This window comes from Actinacidiphila sp. bgisy160 (genome assembly GCF_057707815.1).
Window position 1 is genome coordinate 69425 of record NZ_JBYIQW010000022.1, and the last position, 18286, is coordinate 87710.

At 71.7% G+C, this 18286-nt stretch carries 12 protein-coding genes; 6 read left to right on the forward strand and 6 right to left on the reverse strand.

The features are described from left to right. Positions 1–443: 443 nt before the first annotated feature. Both AC3EUJ_RS19095 and AC3EUJ_RS19100 read left to right on the forward strand, forming a co-directional pair. Positions 444–1832, forward strand: coding sequence for a glycosyltransferase family 29 protein (locus AC3EUJ_RS19095; RefSeq protein ID WP_431962844.1), 1389 nt, complete (start codon positions 444–446; stop codon positions 1830–1832). Further along, positions 1829–4147 (forward strand): glycosyltransferase, encoded by a 2319-nt coding sequence (locus AC3EUJ_RS19100; RefSeq protein ID WP_431962846.1) that lies wholly within the window; start codon positions 1829–1831, stop codon positions 4145–4147. Before AC3EUJ_RS19095 ends, AC3EUJ_RS19100 begins: the two co-directional genes overlap by 4 nt. A gap of 192 nt (positions 4148–4339) precedes the next feature. Here AC3EUJ_RS19100 and AC3EUJ_RS19105 read toward each other — a convergent pair whose 3' ends face one another. Then, positions 4340–5455: an acyltransferase gene (locus tag AC3EUJ_RS19105; protein ID WP_431962906.1), complete on the reverse strand. Its 1116-nt coding sequence runs from the start codon at positions 5453–5455 to the stop codon at positions 4340–4342. Between the two features lie 6 nt (positions 5456–5461). Continuing rightward, positions 5462–5875, reverse strand: a complete 414-nt coding sequence (locus AC3EUJ_RS19110; RefSeq protein WP_431962848.1) for a hypothetical protein — start codon at positions 5873–5875, stop codon at positions 5462–5464. Positions 5876–6066: 191 nt separating this feature from the next. Here AC3EUJ_RS19110 and AC3EUJ_RS19115 point away from each other — a divergent pair, with 191 nt between their 5' ends. Further along, positions 6067–6270, forward strand: a complete 204-nt coding sequence (locus AC3EUJ_RS19115) for a hypothetical protein (protein ID WP_431962850.1) — start codon at positions 6067–6069, stop codon at positions 6268–6270. 131 nt (positions 6271–6401) lie between these two features. Then, positions 6402–7487 (forward strand): acyltransferase, encoded by a 1086-nt coding sequence (locus tag AC3EUJ_RS19120; protein WP_431962852.1) that lies wholly within the window; start codon positions 6402–6404, stop codon positions 7485–7487. Between the two features lie 93 nt (positions 7488–7580). Here AC3EUJ_RS19120 and mfd read toward each other — a convergent pair whose 3' ends face one another. The 3 genes from mfd to AC3EUJ_RS19135 form a co-directional block, all read right to left on the reverse strand. Beyond that, a complete protein-coding gene (mfd, locus tag AC3EUJ_RS19125; RefSeq protein WP_431962854.1) occupies positions 7581–11120 on the reverse strand; it encodes a transcription-repair coupling factor in 3540 nt (1179 codons plus the stop codon). 297 nt (positions 11121–11417) lie between these two features. Next, entirely contained in the window at positions 11418–13997 is a 2580-nt protein-coding gene (locus AC3EUJ_RS19130) for an ABC transporter permease (RefSeq protein ID WP_431962856.1), read from the reverse strand. Beyond that, complete coding sequence (locus AC3EUJ_RS19135; protein WP_431962858.1) at positions 13994–14782, reverse strand: ABC transporter ATP-binding protein; 789 nt, start codon at positions 14780–14782, stop codon at positions 13994–13996. The genes AC3EUJ_RS19130 and AC3EUJ_RS19135 overlap by 4 nt, the downstream gene beginning before the upstream one ends. 368 nt (positions 14783–15150) lie before the next feature. On the opposite strand from AC3EUJ_RS19135, the gene AC3EUJ_RS19140 reads away from it, so the two are divergent. Together AC3EUJ_RS19140 and AC3EUJ_RS19145 are read left to right on the forward strand one after the other, a co-directional pair. Further along, positions 15151–16635 carry an MDR family MFS transporter gene (locus tag AC3EUJ_RS19140; protein WP_431962860.1) on the forward strand — a complete coding sequence of 495 codons (1485 nt, stop codon included), beginning with the start codon at positions 15151–15153 and terminating at the stop codon, positions 16633–16635. A gap of 4 nt (positions 16636–16639) precedes the next feature. Then, a complete protein-coding gene (locus tag AC3EUJ_RS19145) occupies positions 16640–17224 on the forward strand; it encodes a Uma2 family endonuclease (RefSeq protein WP_431962862.1) in 585 nt (194 codons plus the stop codon). On the opposite strand, the gene AC3EUJ_RS19150 is transcribed toward AC3EUJ_RS19145, so the two are convergent. Next, a complete protein-coding gene (locus tag AC3EUJ_RS19150) occupies positions 17209–18168 on the reverse strand; it encodes a DivIVA domain-containing protein (protein ID WP_431962864.1) in 960 nt (319 codons plus the stop codon). The genes AC3EUJ_RS19145 and AC3EUJ_RS19150 overlap by 16 nt on opposite strands. Positions 18169–18286: the final 118 nt, after the last annotated feature.

Sequence of the window (18286 nt, forward strand, 5' to 3'; positions counted from 1 at the left end):
CCACACGATCTCGAGGCGGGCCACGGAATCCGGCCCTCCGGACGACGCCGGGGGACAAGCGTATCGGACTAGATCCGGACCGGGCGTCGGAAATGCTTCGGCAAGGTGAACGCACGGAATACGGAATGCGAATTCCCGCTTTTCCCACGTCGTCCGCGGTGCTCGTCGACGGCGGCCATGGTCGTTCGCATCCGATTGGATCCTCGTTCACTTGAACGTCACATCCACTCCCTATCGTGATCGCTCCGCCCCATGTGCCGTGCGCGTGTCCATGTGCGTCGAGGCGTCCGGGCGGCGTCTGTTGATCCGCGCGGGAAACCCATGCAGTTCTCCCCAGCGGCCGTGTCATTGTTGGGAGCAGCATGGTCAAGTTCCGGGCTGGATGGCTCGAGAAAAGATTGGACAATGCCGCGGGGGCGGATATTCCTATCGCTTCGGTTTCCGTGGCCGAGTGCGTCCGGTCCTGCGCCGTCCATGGCGGCAAGCTCGTCAAGAACCTGGACCCGCAGAAGGGCCGGCTCGCCGAGGCGATCCGGGAACTGCTGGCCCGGTACGCGGCCGCGATGACGGACCCCGGTGACGCGGCCGCCCTCTCCGGCGGCAAGAGCACCTGGCCGAAGTCGAGCCCCGAGGTCTTCGACGCCCTGCTCGAGGTGGGCAACAAGGCCGTGGACGTGCGCGGCGCCGACGAGCTGCGGCTCGCGACGCGCATCACCGAGACGGTCCTCGGTGTCCGCAAGCAGTCCCGGGCCGGCTGGCGGCTGCGGGCGCGCCTGATGGACGCGCTCGGCGACGACGCCGCCACCGTCGCGGCGTACGAGCGCTTCCTGGCGCTCACCCCCAAGGACGACCTCAACATCGCGGGCCGGATCACCAGGCTCCGGCAGAGCGGCGAGCGCCTGGCGGAGACGCTGGACCTGCTCCAGCGGGAGACCCCGGGCGCCGGTGAGTTCAAGGGCGTCCCGGAGACCGAGCTGTGGGCGGAAGGCCTGGCCCTCAAGGACGCCGGCGACTGGGAGCGCGCCGAGTCCCGGCTCGTGGCGGCGCTGGTCTCGATGGCCGAGCAGGAGCGTCCCGCGACGTCCGTGCGGGCGGCGCTGACGGACTACGTCGACCTCCGCCTGGAGCGGGACCGCGGCCGGCTGGCCGGCTCGACCCGGCTGCTCCGCATGTACGCCGACGACCGCCGGCTGCGCGATCTGGACCCGATCCCCGACCCCGGGCTGACCGGTTCGGAGATGGTCGGCCTCAGCGACTTCCGCAACCTGATCGCGGGGAAGACGATCTGCCTGGTCGCCAACTCCCAGCGCGTGGGCACCGGCACGATGGGGCGGGAGATCGACTCCTACGACCTCGTCGTCCGCTTCAACTCCTACCGGATCGAGGCACCGGCCACCGGCACCAGGACCGACATCCACGCGACGATCCACATGCACGACTTCAACTGGGACAAGAAGGTCGAGACGCGGCTGGTCTTCGGCGGCATCCACCACCAGTGGCGCAACTCGCTCCGCCGCCGCCTCGTCCCCGGCGCCCAGCGCTACGTGGGCGACCGGACGCTGCGCTGGCCGGTGCGCGAGATCGGCAGGATCGACGAGAAGGCGATGCCGTCCATCCCCACCAGCGGTTTCAACATGCTGTGGCTGCTGGACTTCCTGGACGTCAACCCGAAGATCGACCTCATCGGTTTCGACTTCTACGACACCGGTGCCTACCGCCTCCAGGAAGCGATGAAGCTGCCGATCGCCGCCGCGCACGGCTACGCGGACGAGAAGGACTGGGTCATGGCCCGCGCCCAGGACGTCACTGAAATGAGGATATCGCTCCGATGACCGCCCCTGTCCTGGTTCCGGCGCCCCGGAGCGAGACGCTGACCGGCAAGCGCCGCGTCGCCTTCGCGTCGTACGTCGACGAGAACTACCTGCCCGGCTTCCTCACCCTGCTGCGCAGCCTGGCACTGACCAACCCCGGCCTGTGCGAGGACTTCGTCGTCCTCTACGACGACCTGCAGCCGTCCTCGATCACCGAGATCCGCAAGCTGCACCCGCGTGTCGTCATGCGCCGCGTGGTCCCCGAGCGCTACGACGACTTCGTCAAGGGCGACCCGGAGAACTACCTGGTCCGCAAGGCGTACTTCATCCTCGACGTCTTCCGGATCCGCGACTACGACACGATCATCACGCTCGACACCGACATGGTCGTCCTCGGTGACATCAGCGAGCTGCTGCGGATGCGGTACGGCATCGGCGCGGTGGCGCAGTTCTTCCTGGACCGGTCCAAGCTCAACAGCGGACTGCTGGTGATCCAGAAGGAGTACCTCACCGACGAGTTCTGCGCGCAGATCGACTCCGTCGGCACCGCCGGCACGTACGAGCTGGACAAGCACGACCAGGGCATCCTCAACGCCCTGCTCGCGGGCAAGTTCATCAAGATCGACCCACGCTACAACTTCGTGAAGCGGCGGCTGAACGGGGACCGCTCCCCCGACGAGGAAGACGTCGTCATCCTGCACTTCACCGGCCGTCACAAGCCGTGGAACGGCGGCGAGCACGGCTACTCGGGCGCCGAGGCCGCGTGGCAGGAGTACGACCTTCCCCACGCGGAGTTCGTCGAGCGCTTCCTGGCCCTGCCCGACGAGAAGCACCCGGACCTGCTGATCCACTTCGGCCGCCACCTCGTCGCGAGCGAGGGCCGGCACGAGAGCGTCCGCCAGGTCGCCGAGGCCTACCTGTCCAAGGGCCGGTACGAGGACGCCGTGGAGATCCTCGGCCGCTCCCCCATCCCCGCCGACGAGAGCCGTTCCCACGAGCTGCTCGGCCAGGCCCTGATGGCCACCTCCCGCTACGAGGAGGCCACGGCCCACCTGCTGCTCTCCACGGCCCACGCCCCGGCCGCCGCCCGCCCCTTCGGCCGGCTGGCGAACATGGCGTGGGTCCTGGGCGACAACGCGGCCTCCCGCGAGTACGCCCTGGCCGGCCTCAACGCGGACGTCAGCGACCGCGCCTGCCGGATCTCGTACGAGCGCGCGGAGGCGATCGCCGCCCGCCCGGCCGAGACCGGCACGCCCTCCGAGCAGCTGGCGCACGTGGCGTTCTACATGGAGCGGCAGGGCAACGCGGGCGACAAGATCCTGCCCGAGACGGTACGGCTGTGCTTCGGCCCGGACACCGGCGACCGCAGCTGGCACTCCATCCACGCGCACAAGCTCTTCGACGAGGCGGCCCTGGAGCGGGTGAACTCCCGCCGCGGTCTGGTCATCGGCGGCGGCGGCCTGTTCATCCCGGACACCTCGCCGAACGGCAACAGCGCGTGGCAGTGGAACGTGCCGGACCGGCTGCTGGAGAAGATCGACGTCCCGCTGGCGGTCTTCGCGGTCGGCTACAACGCCTTCGACGGCCAGTCGTACACCCGCCGCCGCTTCGAGGAGAGCCTGCGGCTGCTGGTCTCCAAGTCGGCGTTCTTCGGTCTGCGCAACCACGGCTCGGTGGAGAAGGTGCGCGCGCTGCTCCCCGCGGAGCTTCGGGACCGGGTGATCTTCCAGCCCTGCCCGACCACCGTCTCCCGTCAGTTGGTGCCCGGCTGGCAGGACCCGGTGAAGCGCGACGACACGGTGCTGATCAACTGCGCCTACGACCGCGCCGGGCTGCGCTTCGGCCACGACTACGACCACTTCCTGCGGGAGATGGCCACCGCGGTCCGCGCCATCGGCAAGCACGCCGAGGTCCGGTACGCCGCCCACGCCCTGGACGACGAGCGCTTCGTCTTCGACCTGCGGCGCGAGTACGGCATCTCGATGCCGGTCGAGCCGATGTACGACTTCGACACCGACCAGCTGCGCACCGCCTTCGCGCGCACCAAGCTGGTGATCGGCATGCGCGGCCACGCGGGCATGATCCCGTTCGGCTGCGGCACGCCCATCATCAGCCTGATCTCCCACCCGAAGATGGCGTACTTCCTGTCCGACATCGAGCGCCCGGAGTGGGGCGTCTCGGTCCACGACCGGAACCTCGGCGCGGTCCTCGCGGAGCGCTCCGTCGGCATCCTGGACAACCTGTCGGCCACCATCGCCGACGTCCACGGACGCCAGGAGGCGCTGTGGAAGGTGACGCAGGACAACGTCGCGAAGCTGAAGACCGTCCTTGGCTGAGCCTCCCCGCAGGGCCGGGCCTTCGGGGAGGGGCGCCGTGTCGCTGACACGGCGCCCCTCCGTCCGCCGCTTCCGCTGTTCATCATGCCGGTGCGGGAGCACGGCCTGATCGGGTCGGGGCGCACAGCACCAGGCCGACCTGCTCCCGGGGGGTGTTCACCCGGGTGGGGGGCTCCGCTGTCGTACGGGGTGTCAGCCCAGCCAGCGGTTGAGCCGCAGGCGCGTCCACAGCAGGCTGGCGGCGAACGAGAGCACCACGGTCCCGGTCACCAGCAGCGTGATCATGAGGACGGCGCCCGGCCAGCCCGCGTCGGCGGAGACCAGGTGCGGGGCGAGTGCCCGCAGGAACATCAGGTGCACCAGGTAGGCGCCGAAGGCCGCACCGCCGAGCCGGGACACCAGCGGGCGGAAGCGCTCGGGAATGCTGATCCGGTTGAGGGCCATCACCAGGGCGCCCGCCAGGAACGGCACGGCGAGGCCCGCATAGGGCGAGGGGTAGTGCAGCCAGCGCTCGTACGCGACGACCGCGGCCCACGCGCAGACCGCGGCGGCCAGCCACCTCAGACGCCGACGGCGGCCGGTGGTGGCCGCGAGCGGCAGCGCGAGCAGGGCGGACCCGGCGGCGGCGTACGCGACCTGGTACGGGGAGAGGGTCCAGGCGAAGCCGGGCAGGTTCACATGCAGGACCTTGCCGATGTCGCCCGTGAAGGTGGGCGCGATGGCCAGCAGGACGAACACGGTGCCCAGGCCCCAGGGCCGCTTCCCCGCCTTGATCAGGGCGGCGAGCGAGAGCAGCAGGATCACCGGCACGTAGGCGTACAGGTACCAGAGGTGGAACGCGGGCTGGATCGAGCCGAACAGCGACTCGAAGACCAGCCGCTGCGTGGGGCGGGAGTTGGTGTGCCGGATCCAGTCCCAGGCGAGGTACGCGGCGGTCCACACGCCCATCGGCAGCACGATGCGGGTCAGCCGTCTACGGACCTGCGTGCTGTCCTCGGGGGTCGCGCCGACCAGCACGACCCAGCCGGCGATCGCGAAGAACAGCGGCACGGCGCACCGGGTCAGCCCGTCCGAGACGAGCCCGGTCCAGTAGACGGGCCGGCCGCCGGAGGGCTCGCGGCCCACGGCGTTGAGAAGCTGACCGGCGGCGTGGCAGACGATGACACCGATGGAGCACAGGACGCGCAGGAGGTCGATGTCGTATCTGTGCTCACGCGGCCGGGCGGCGGACGCGGCGGAGGCCTCGCTCGCCCCGGTCGCGGGACCGGTGGTGAGGGCGGGGGCGTCGGTGGTCGTCTGGGCGGAGATCGGCGGTCACTCCCGGGTGCGCTCGCGGAGCTCGGCCAGGGTCCGGCCGGGCTCGGGGATCGGATGGTCGTGGAGTACACGGACACCGTCGGCGAGGGCGTCCGCGGTCCGGCCCGCGCCTGCCGGTTCCCTGACGTGCGCGAGGTGGGCTGCGGGGGTCCGGTCCGTCGGCGCGGGCCCGGTGGGCAGCGGATCGGTGGGCGGGACGGCCGGGCCGTCCGTGCCCGCCGGCCCCGACGCGAGGTCCATCCGTTCTCCGAACCGGGTGACGCCGAGCAGTTCCCGGACCTCCGTGTACCCCGGTTCCCCGGCTTCGTCGCCGAGTACGTCGCCGATCGCGGTGAGCGTCGATTCGGGCGAGTCCTCGGCGGCGTGCTCCGCGAAGGGGTCGGCGCCGCGCAGCGCGGTGGCCAGGCCCACGGCCCGGCGCCTCGGCGAAGACGGCGATGTGCATGGATCCGCTCCGGTCGCTGTCCGATTTCACCTGCCCCGGCAGACTATGCGACACCGCGGGGGGGGCGGGGGGTGCGAACCTGGTGAAGACCGGCGGCCGAGGGGTGGCGTCCAGGTGAATCCGGCGTGGAGACGCGATCGCGCCGCAGGTCACGCGGGTGCCGTCCGTCACGCGCGACCCCTCCCACAGCCGTCCGCCGCCCGGGTGCAACCGCACCGGCAAGAAGGTCACCCCGGAGGCGGCCGGCGCGGTACTCGGCGGCGTGCCGTGGAGCGACGACACCAGGGACGACCACGTCCCCGGAGGAGAGCGCGGCCGGCACCACCGGAAAGGCACCGGCGCGACCGGTGGCCGGGGGTGAACGGGCGCGCCGGCGCCCGGCGGAGACGAGCGGGGCCGCCCGTCGGAACGAGACCGTTCCGATGCCCGCGGGATCCGGGGAGTTGGGCGACCGTTCGGTTCCTCGACACCCGTGTGCCCGATCATCGCGCGGTGTCGAATGAAACAGCCGTACGACTGCCGTTGCAGCGCGGTTCCGCCTCCTCCGGTCACTCCGCCGGCGCGCGGGAACACCGCTACGACATCGACCTGATGCGGTTGCTGTGCTCCGCCACCGTCATGCTGGGCCACGTGGGCTCCCAGTTCATCCGCTCTACCGGGAACGACGCGTCCCACGGGGCCGGGTCGTACTGGGCGGGGCACGTGGCCGAGGCGGTCAACCCGTTCGCGGTGCCCATGTACTTCGCCATCGCCGGATGGGCGGTGCTGGTCGGCTCCCCGCCGCGGGACAGCGCCCGGATGTGGCAGCGGGTCGTCCGCAACACCGTCCCGCTCTTCGCGTGGACGGCGGTCTACCTGGTGTGGGCCTGGCTCCGGGACCGCAACGAGCGGCCGATGACCGAGCTCGCGAGGGACTCGCTCCTCGGCTCCGTGCAGCCCGCCTACCACCTGTGGTTCATGTACAACTACATCCCGATCATCGTGCTGCTCGCCTTCGCGATGCTCGTCAAGGAGGGCAAGCGGCCCTGGGGGCTGGGGGCGGCGCTGCTGGGCATCGCGGTCCTGCCGAGCGTCATCGCCCTCGTCGGGGATCTGACCCACACCGACCTGCCCCCCGTGGCCTGGGGCTTCGGCACCTACTCCCTGGTGTACGCGGTCGGTGGCGCCATGCTCTTCGCCCTGCCGGCCGGCGCCGTCCCGTGGCGCCGGTGGCTGCTCGTGCTGCTCCCGCTCACCATGGCCGGGTGCCTCTGGTACAACACGCGGGTCCACTACGTCATCCCCAACGCCCACGCGTTCGTGGCCGCGATGAGCGTCTGCGTCCTGCTGCTGGTCAGCCGGATCCGCGTCCCGGAGCGCTTCCGGCCGCGCCTGAAGCACCTGGCCGGCGCGGCGCTGGGCGCGTACATGGTGCACGTGCTCTTCGTCGAGGAACTGGTCCACCGCGCGGTCTCGCCGCACCTGAGCGGACCGGTGGCCGCGCTGCTGCTGGTCGGGCTGGTCCTGGCGGTGATGGTGCTGTCGTTCTCCGCCAGCCTGCTGTGGGGCCGGCTGAACCTCCGGCGCCTGCTGGGCTGAACCGCGGGGCGCCCCGGAACGACAGGGCCCCGTCCGCGCACCTCGACCTCGCGCGGACGGGGCCCTGTCGCGTCCCCGGAGGCGGCGAGCGCCTCAGCTGTCCAGGACCGCGGTCAGCAGCTCGGCCGTCCACGCCAGCAGTTCCCGGCCGACCACCGGCTTGCCGCCGATCCGCGCCGTGGCGGGGCGCGGCACCAGGATCTGCCTGGCCGCCTGCTTCACGACCGTGCGGGGGTAGAGGCGGTTCAGCCGCAGCTCCTGCGACTCGCGCAACTCCACCGGGGAGAAGCGCACGTTGTTGCCCTGCAGGGTGATGTCGGAGACTCCGAGACGGCGGGCCAGCAGCCGCAGCCCGGCGACCAGCAGCAGGTTCTCCACCGGCTCCGGGAGCTTGCCGTAGCGGTCGGTGAGCTCCTCGCGGACGGACGTGATGTCCTCCTCGGAGTTCACCGAGGCGATCGCCCGGTAGGCCTGCAGGCGCAGCCGCTCGCCGGGCGCGTAGTCGTGCGGCACGTGCGCGTCGACCGGCAGCTCGATCTTCACCTCCAGCGGTGCCTCCTCGGCCGCGCCGCCGCCCTCCTCCAGGGACGCCCGGTAGTCCGCGACGGCCTCGCCGACCATGCGGACGTACAGGTCGAAGCCGACGCCCGCGATGTGACCGGACTGCTCGCCGCCGAGCAGGTTGCCCGCGCCGCGGATCTCCAGGTCCTTCATCGCGACGTACATGCCGGCGCCCATCTCGGTGTGCTGGGCGATCGTCGCCAGCCGCTCGTGGGCGGTCTCGGTGAGCGGCTTCTCCGGCGGGTAGAGGAAGTAGGCGTAACCGCGCTCGCGACCCCGGCCGACCCGGCCGCGCAGCTGGTGCAGCTGGGAGAGGCCGAAGTTGTCGCCGCGCTCGACGATGAGGGTGTTGGCGTTGGAGATGTCGATGCCGGACTCGACGATCGTCGTGGAGACCAGCACGTCGAACTTCTTCTCCCAGAAGTCGACCACGACCTGCTCCAGCGCGGACTCGCCCATCTGCCCGTGCGCGGTGGCGATCCGCGCCTCGGGCACCAGGTCGCGCAGCCGTGCGGCGGCCTTGTCGATGCTCTCCACCCGGTTGTGGATGTAGAAGGCCTGGCCCTCGCGCAGCAGTTCGCGGCGGACCGCGGCGGCGATCTGCTTCTCCTCGTACGGGCCGACGAAGGTCAGCACCGGGTGCCGCTCCTCCGGCGGGGTGGTGATCGTCGACATCTCACGGATGCCGGTGACCGCCATCTCCAGGGTGCGCGGGATGGGCGTGGCGGACATCGTCAGCACGTCGACGTTGGCGCGGAGCTTCTTCAGCTGCTCCTTGTGCTCCACGCCGAAGCGCTGCTCCTCGTCGACGATGACCAGGCCCAGGTCCTTGAACTTGGTCTCCGAGGAGAACAGCCGGTGGGTGCCGATGACGACGTCCACCGATCCCTCGCGCAGGCCCTCCAGGACGGCCTTGGCCTCCGTGTCGGTCTGGAAGCGGGACAACGCCTTGACCACCACCGGGAACTGCGAGTAGCGCTCGGAGAAGGTGCCGAAGTGCTGCTGCACCAGCAGGGTGGTGGGCACCAGGACGGCGACCTGCTTGCCGTCCTGCACGGCCTTGAAGGCCGCGCGCACCGCGATCTCGGTCTTGCCGTAGCCGACGTCGCCGCAGATCAGCCGGTCCATCGGGACCGACTTCTCCATGTCCTCCTTGACCTCGGCGATCGTCGTGAGCTGATCCGGGGTCTCCGCGTACGGGAAGGCGTCCTCCAGCTCCCGCTGCCAGGGGGTGTCCGGCGCGAAGCTGTGGCCGGGCGCGGCCATCCGGGCGGAGTACAGCCGGATCAGGTCCGCGGCGATCTCCTTGACCGCCTTCTTGGCGCGCGCCTTGGTCTTCGTCCAGTCCGCGCCGCCCAGGCGGTGCAGCGAGGGCGACTCGCCGCCGACGTACTTGGTGATCTGCTCCAACTGGTCGGTGGGAACGAAGAGCCGGTCCCCTGGCTGGCCCTTCTTCGCCGGGGCGTACTCGACCACCAGGTACTCGCGGGTGGCGCCCTGGACGGTGCGCTGCACCATCTCCACGTAGCGGCCGACGCCGTGCTGCTCGTGCACGATGAAGTCGCCCGCCTGCAGCGTCAGCGGGTCGATGGTCTTGCGGCGCCGGGACGGCATGCGGCCCATGTCCTTGGTGGAGGACCTCTGGCCGGACAGGTCGGTCTCGGTGAGCACCGCGATCCTCAGGGCGGGATCGACGAAGCCGCTCTCCAGCGAGCCGCAGGCCACATGGACCACGGAGGGCTCGAACGGCCCGTCCAGCCCCGTGTCCAGCCGGGCGGCGATGCCCTCGTTGCCCAGCACCTCCACGATGCGGGCGGCGGGGCCGTGGCCCTCGGTGACGTAGACCGTGCGCCAGCCGTCGGCGAGCCAGCCCTTGGTGTCGGCGAGCGCCCGGGCGGTGTCGCCCCGGTAGACCTCCGGGGCGTGCATGCCGAGTTTGAGGGTGTCGGCGTCCAGCTCGTCATCGGCCGCGAACGGGCTCACCGACCACCAGGGAACGCCCAGCTCACGAGCCCGGTCGCGCACGTCGGCGATGCTCCACAGCGAGGCCGCGCCCAGGTCGATCGGCGCCTCGCCGCCCCCGGCGGAGGCGGCCCAGGAGGCCTCCAGGAACTCCCGGCTGGTCGCCACGAGGTCGGCGGCCCGGGTACGGACCCGCTCGGGGTCGCAGACCACGGTCAGCGACCCTGACGGCAGCACGTCCAGCAGCAGCTCCATGTCGTCCACCAGCACCGGGGCGAGGGACTCCATGCCCTCCACGGCGATGCCCTGGGCGATCTTGTCCAGCAGCTCGCGCAGCTGCGGGTGCTCCTCGGCCAGCTCGGCGGCGCGGGCCCGCACCTGGTCGGTGAGCAGCAGCTCCCGGCAGGGCGGCGCCCACAGGCCGTGCTCGGCGACCTCCAGGGAGCGCTGGTCGGCCACCTTGAAGTAACGGATCTCCTCGACGTCGTCGCCCCAGAACTCCACCCGGAGCGGATGCTCCTCGGTGGGCGGGAAGACATCCAGGATGCCGCCGCGCACGGCGAACTCGCCGCGCTTCTCCACCAGCTCCACGCGGGCGTACGCGGCGGCCGCCAGGGCGTCCACGACGTCGTTCAGATCGGCGGTCTGCCCGGTGCGCAGCGCCACCGGGACCAGCTCGCCCAGGCCCTTGACCTGCGGCTGCAGCACGGAGCGGATCGGCGCGACCACGACGCGCACCGGGCCGGCGGTCGGGTCGTCCGCGCTGGGGTGGGCCAGCCGGCGCAGCACGGCCAGGCGCCGGCCCACGGTGTCCGAGCGCGGCGACAGCCGCTCGTGCGGCAACGTCTCCCAGGCCGGGTACTCCACGACGGAGTCCTCGGGCAGCAGCGACTGCAGGGCCGCGACCAGATCCTCGGTCTCGCGGCCGGTGGCGGTCACCGCCAGCAGGGTGCGGCCGGCGCGGGCCGCGAGCGCGGCGATGGCCAGCGGGCGGGCGGCGGGCGGGCCCACCAGGTCGACGTGCGGGCGGTTGCCGTCCGCGGCACCGCGCACGGCCTCCGCGAGCGCGGGGTCGTCCACGACGACGTCGAGCAGACCGTTCAGGCTCATGTGGCTTTCCGTCCCAAGGGCAGACAGGCGGGGCAACGCGAACAGCCCGACGCGTCGAACGAGCCGGGGTGTCCCAGCGTACGACGCTCCGCGGACACCCGGCGCCGTGAGCTGTGCGGCTCGCTCGCCGGGTACGGGTCCGTCGCGCCCGCGGCGGGCGGTTCCCAGCCTTCGGCCGGGGCACCCCCGATCGGGCGGGCGGGGGGAGATACCGCAACCGCGATCACGACGCACCCGCACACGACAACGGCCCCGGGCACGATGAGCACGTACCCGGGGCCGCAGCGCGCCCGCGCGCTACTCCGTCGCGATCGCGCCCAGCACGTTCATCCGACCCGCCCGGAACGCCGGCACCAGCGCCGCGACGAGTCCGACGAAGGCGGAGCCGATGAAGACGGTGATGATCGTCGGCCAGGGGATCTCCAGGACGCCGAGCCCCTGGAGCGCCAGCAGCTGCTGGGCGGAGGCGCCCCAGCCCATGCCGAGGCCGAGGCCGAGCACCGCGCCGAACAGGGCGATGACGATCGACTCCAGGCGGATCATGCGTCGCAGCTGCCGCCGCGACATGCCGATCGCCCGCATGAGGCCGATCTCCCGGGTGCGCTCCACCACCGACAGAGCGAGGGTGTTCACGACGCCCAGGATCGCGACGATGATCGCCAGGGCCAGCAGGCCGTAGATCAGGTTGAGCAGCTGGCCCATCTGGTCCTTGAGCATCTGCTTGTAGTCGGCCTGGTTGCGGACCTGGACCTGCGGGAAGTCGTGCAGCGCCTTCTTCAGCCCCGCGTAGGCCGCGTCCTGCCGCCCGTCCTTGGCAGCGGCGAACATGATGTCGTTGACCGGCATCCGGTCGGCCGGCACGTAGCGCGCCGCGGTCGTGATGTTGGTGTACATCGCGCCCTGGTCGAAGACGGTGTCCGCGGACGTGATGGCGGCCACGGTCAGCGTGGCGGTGTCGCCGTGCTCGAAGCGGACGGCGAGCTTGTCCCCCAGCTTGACCTTGTGCTTGTCGGCGAAGCTCTCGCCGACCGACATCGCGCTCGCCCCGTACGCGGCCGACAGCTCCCCGGCGACCGTCTTGACCTGGAGGTCCTGGGCGTACGTCGGGTCCGCGGCGGTCAGTGAGGTGTCGGACACCGACCCGTCGGGGGCGGTGAGCTCGACGTCCAGGGACTTGTAGTCCGTGACGTGGGCGAGGTCAGGCGCGGCCTTGATGGCGCGCTCGATCTGCGGGGTGATCGGCTGGCCGCTGTCGGAGGCGATGATGAAGTCCGCGCCGACCGACTTGTCGAGCTGGTCGGTCGCCGAGGCCACCAGCGAGGAGCCGACCACCGACAGGCCCGCGACGAGCGCGAGGCCGATCATGAGGGCGGCGGCGGTGGCGCCGGTGCGCCGCGGGTTGCGCAGCGCGTTGCGCTCGGCGAGGCGGCCGACCGGGCCGAAGATCCGCAGGACGCCCGCGCTGATCACCCGGACGACGACGCCGGCGAGCAGCGGCCCGACGACCACGAAGCCGACCAGGGTGAGCAGGATGCCGAGGCCCAGGAACATCGAGCCGTCCGCGGCCTTGGTGGCCCGCACGGCGGCCAGGAGCGCGGCGGCACCGGCGAGGGTGAGGGCCAGGCCGATCACGGCGCGCACCTTGCCGGCACGGCCGTCGGCGGGGGTGCCGGCGTCGCGCAGCGCGGCCATCGGGGAGACCTTGCCGGCCCGCCGGGCGGGCAGGTAGGCGGCGAGGACGGTCACCACCACGCCGAGGACGAGCCCGATGACGGGGGTCGTGGCCTTGATCGTCAAGGACGAGGTGTCGAGGTTCATACCCGCGCTGCCCATGAGGTTCATGAGCAGGACGGCGAGCCCGACGCCGCCGCCGATGCCGAGCACCGAGCCGACCACACCGAGCAGCAGCGCCTCGACCAGCACCGAGCGGTTGACCTGGCGGCGGCTGGCGCCGACGGCCCGCATCAGGCCGATCTCCCGGGTGCGCTGGGCGACCAGCATCGAGAAGGTGTTGACGATGAGGAAGACGCCGACGAGGACGGCGATCCCGGCGAAGCCGAGCATCGCGTACTTGATGACGTCGAGGAAGCCGGCGATGTCCTTCTGGTTCTCGGCGGTCCACTCGGCCTGGGTCTGCACCTTGTAGCCGGCGGTGGCGCCGAGGGCGGCGGTGACGTTCTTCTTCAGCTGCTCGTCGCTGACCCCGGGCTTCGCGGTCAGGCCGACGCTGCTGAAGACGTCCTTGGCGCCGAGCAGCCTGGTCTGGGTGGTGGCGGTGTCGAAGTAGAAGATCGCCGCACCGGGGTTGGTGACCTTGAAGGTGGCGATGCCGCTGATGCGGGCCCGGAACTCACCGGGGATGGCGATGACGCGCAGTTCGTCGCCCAGCTCCAGGTGCTTCTTGTCGGCGGTGTCGGCGTCGACCATCACCTCGGTGGGGCCGCGCGGGGCGTGGCCGGAGGTGACGTCGACCGAACGCAGCTCGGTGGGGTCCCAGTTGGTGCCGATGGTGGGGGCACCGGAGGTCGGGCCGAGGTTGTCGCCGGCGGCGTCGGTGACGGTCAGGGTCTGGCTGTTGGCCTCGCCCGTCGCGGACTTGACGCCCTCGACCCGCTGCAGCTCCCCGGCCACGGAGGCGGGCACGGTGGCCGCCTTGGTGGTCATCTGCATCTCGTCGTCGGTGGGCGCGCCCTTGGGCGTGACGGTGACGTCCGAGGCCGTGGCGGCGAAGAGCTTGTCGAAGGTGGACGTCATGGTGTCGGTGAAGACGAGCGTGCCGCAGACGAAGCCCACCGACAGCAGGACGGCGATGGCGGACAGCGCCATGCGTCCCTTGTGCGCGACGAAGTTGCGCATCGAGGTCTTGACGACGGTCACGACGTCCTCCCGCGGGCGTCGAAGTCCTTCATGCGCTCCAGGACGGAGTCGGCGGTCGGGTCCCGCATCTCGTCCACGATCCGGCCGTCGGCGAGGTAGAGGACGCGGTCGGCGTACGAGGCGGCGACCGGGTCGTGCGTGACCATGACGATGGTCTGGCCGAGTTCGTCGACGGAGCGGCGCAGGAAGCCGAGGATCTCCGCGCCGGCGCGCGAGTCGAGGTTTCCGGTCGGCTCGTCACCGAAGATGATCTCGGGACGGGCGGCGAGGGCGCGGGCCACGGCGACGCGCTGCTGCTGGCCGCCGGAGAGCTGGCCGGGACGGTGCTTGAGGCGGCCGGCCAGGCCGACGGTCTCCACGACGCGCTGCAGCCACTGGGGGTCGGGCTTGCGGCCGGCGATGTCCATGGGCAGCGTGATGTTCTCGGCCGCGTTCAGGGTCGGCAGCAGGTTGAAGGCCTGGAAGATGAAGCCGATCTTGTCCCGGCGCAGCTGGGTGAGCTTCTTGTCCTTCAGCTTGGTGATCTCGGTCTCACCGACCCAGATCTGGCCCTCGGTCACCGTGTCGAGACCGGCGAGGCAGTGCATCAGGGTCGACTTGCCGGAGCCGGACGGCCCCATGATCGCGGTGAAGCGGCCGCGGTCGATGTCGACGTCGACCGCGTCGAGGGCCACGACCCGGGTCTCGCCCGAGCCGTACGCCTTGGTGACCTGACGGGCCCGGGCGGCCACGGCCGTACGTTCTCCGCTGCCCCCGGACTTGGGAATCGATACTGCCGTTGTCACTGGAATGCTCCTGTTCGAGTGGTCGTCGCCGCCGGTTCGGGGCGTGCTTCGTCGCGTACCAAGACTGGCTTCGGGGAGGGGGCCGGGACGATGGTGCGCGTCTCCGTATCGGCCCGGGGGTTAGCCCCACCAGAAGGCTAGGGAGCCCAGGAGGGCCCCCTCGTCCTCCGCCGGTACGAACCGGGGGTAGGAGAAAGTTCGGTGGGACCCCTAGGGGGACTGCGACTTTCGGCTGACCCGGCTCGGGGTCGAGAGTGCGCCCTCCGGTCGCGGGAGGTTCAAGCCGCGCCGTCCGGCCTGCGGGAACCCCCTGTGCGCACGGGGGCCGGGCATGAAATCGTGTGTCGTACACACAACCAGGGGGTCCCGTGGAGCGCACCGAGCAGACCGCGACCGCAGCCGCCACCGCGCGCCGGCAGGGGCCGCAGCGGCGCGGCCCGGTGGTCGCCGCGCTCATGCTGGCCATGGCGCTGGCGGCGATGGACTCCACGATCATCTCCACCGCCGTGCCGCAGATCGTCGGCGAGCTGGGCGGCTTCTCCGTCTTCTCCTGGCTCTTCTCCGGCTACCTGCTCGCGGTCACGGTGACCCTCCCGGTCTACGGCAAGCTCGCCGACACCTTCGGCCGCAAGCCCGTGCTGCTCACCGGCATCGGCATCTTCCTGCTCGGTTCCGTGCTGTGCGCCGGGGCGTGGAGCATGGCCGGCCTGATCGCCTTCCGCATCGTGCAGGGGCTCGGCGGCGGTGCCATCCAGGGGACCGTGCAGACGGTCGCCGGCGACCTGTACCCGCTGAAGGAGCGTGGCCGCATCCAGGCCGCGATCTCCACGGTCTGGGCGGTCTCGGCCGTTCTCGGGCCGCTGTGCGGCGGGCTGCTCGCCGGGTACGCCAGCTGGCGTTGGATCTTCCTGATCAACCTGCCGATCGGCGCGGTCGCGCTCCTGCTCATCTCCCGCCATCTGCGCGAGCGGGTCGGCGAGCGGACCCGGCACCGCGTCGACTGGCCCGGCGCGCTGCTGCTCTTCCTCTCCGGCGGGCTGCTGATCACCGGCCTCGTCCAGGGCGGGCCCGCCCGGTGGTGGCTGCTCGGCGGCAGCCTCGTCATGGGCGCCCTCACCGTGTGGGCCGAACGCCGGGCCGCGGAGCCGATCATCCCCGGCTGGGTCTGGCGGCGCCGGGTGATCGTAGCCGTCAACCTGGCATTGGGCATGCTCGGCGTCCTCATGGTGGCCCCGACGGTCTTCCTCCCGACGTACGCCCAGACCGTGCTCGGGCTCGGGCCGATCGCGGCGGGCTTCGTGCTGTCGGTGATGACGCTCAGCTGGCCCGTCTCCGCGGCCCTCAGCAACCGCGTCTACCTGCGCATCGGCTTCCGCAACACCGCCGCCCTGGGCATGGCGGCGGCCACCGTCGTCCTCGTCGTGCTGGTGACGCTCCCGTACGCCGGTCCCGCCTGGCAGCCCACCTTGGTGATGCTGGCCCTCGGCGCCGCCCTCGGCCTCTTCCAGCTCCCGCTGATCGTCGGTGTGCAGTCCACCGTCCCGTGGAGCGAACGGGCCACCGCCACCTCGTCGATCCTCTTCTGCCGCCAGGTCGGCCAGAGCGTGGGGGCCGCCGTCTTCGGCGCCGTCGCCAACACCACCCTCGCGTCCCGGCTGCACGGCTCCGGCACCGACCTCGACTCGATCGCCGGCGCCGCCCACGTCGACGACCAGGTGCGCCGCGCCGTCGCGGCTGCGGTCGACCACGTCTACGCCGGCGCGGCCGTCGCGGCGGTCCTGTCCCTGGCCGCCGTCCTCCTGGTGGCCCCCCGCCGCTTCCCGGTCCTGGAGGAGGACCCGGCGGTACGGTGAGCCCATGGACGCGAAGACCTACGCGCGCATGCGGGCCGTCGCCGAGGACCTCATGACCCGGGAAGAGGCCTGGGCCGTGGAGATCGGCGAGGGTGTCATCACGATGATGATGCCGCCGGTCAACCGGCACGAGCTGATCGCCCTGCGGCTGGCACGTCAACTTCAGCGGCAAATCGACAGCGATGCCGAATGGACAGGCCACACCGCCTGGAGCGGCCCCGAGATCGAGGCACCCGCCATAGGGCGCATGCGCCGCCCGGATCTGGTCGTCGTGCCGGAACGGGCCCTCGACACGCTCGGTTTCCTCGACCCCGCCGACGTCGCCCTGGTCGCCGAGGTCGTGTCGACGTCCAACCCGGAGAACGACTACCGCGACAAGACCCGGGACTACCCCGCCATGGGCATCCCGCTCTATCTGATCATCGACCCGCGCGACAAGACGCTGGCCGTCCTCTCCGATCCGGGACCGGCGCCCGGCGATGACGGCCCCCGTTACCGGGCGCGCCACGACTACGCCTTCGGAGACACCGTCCCCGTGGGGCCGTGGGTCGTGGACAGCGGGGAGTTCCCCGCCTACGACGGTTCCTGATCGTCCCCGGGGGAGGGGGCGGGCACGTCGGCAGCGGCGGGGCCGGGATCGTCCTCGGTCTCGGGGACCTCACGGCCGGTGAGGGCGGCGAGGCTGCTGCGGACGTGGGCGAGGTGCTCGCGGATCTCCTCCCGGCGGACCTCGTGCTCGCGCAGTTCGCGTTCGGCGGCGAGCCGGATGCGCTCCTCCCGGACCCGGGCCTGGGCGAGGAGTTCCGCGGCGGTGGCGTCGGCCTTCTCCTGGCGGCGCCTGGCGGCCTCCTCCGTCTCCGCCAGGGCCCGGCGGGCGTCGTCCACCATGGCCTCGGCGTAGGAGGTCAGTTCGGCCAGGCGGGAGTCGACCCCGGCCTCGCCCTCGGCGAGTTCGTGCTCCTGGGTGTCGAAGCGCTCGCGGTGCTCCTTCTCCAGTTCGGCGAGGGTGTGTTCGCTCTCCCGCCGTGCGGCGTCGAGGTCCCGGTCGGCGTCGTCCCGCAGCCGGCCGGCCTCCTCGCGGGCGTCGCCGAGGACGCGCCCGGCGACGGCGCGGGCCTGCTCCAGCCGCCGCTCGGCCTCCTCGTCGGCGGCGCCGCGGCGGGCGTGTGCGGCCGCGCGGGCCTCGTCCATGAGCGTGCGGCGGGCGGCCTCGGCCGCGTCGTGCGCGTGCCGGGCCTCCTCCTCCGCCTGTTCGCGGACGGAGGCGGCCTCCTCCTCGACCAGCCGCAGCAGGTCCAGCGCGCCCTTCCCCAGGGACTCGTAGGTGGGCGGCGAGAGGGTGGAGACCACGTCGCGCAGAGCCGCGCACTCCGAGCTCATCTCGTTGGCCAGGACGGTGAGCCGCGCGGCACGCTCCCAGGCAGCGTCGCGGTCCTCGGACAGCTCCTCCAGGAAGCGGTCGACCTGTTCGGTGCGGTACCCGCGGCCACGGACGGTGGCGAAGCCGTGGCCGCGGGGGTGTGCCGTACTCATGCCTCCATTCTCGGGGATTTGCCCGATTTGCTCATAACGCGACACTCCGACCGCGGTTCCGGACGGCCGAAGCCGCGGAACAGAGCGCGATCGGCCGCGGACGACGGTCCCCACTGCT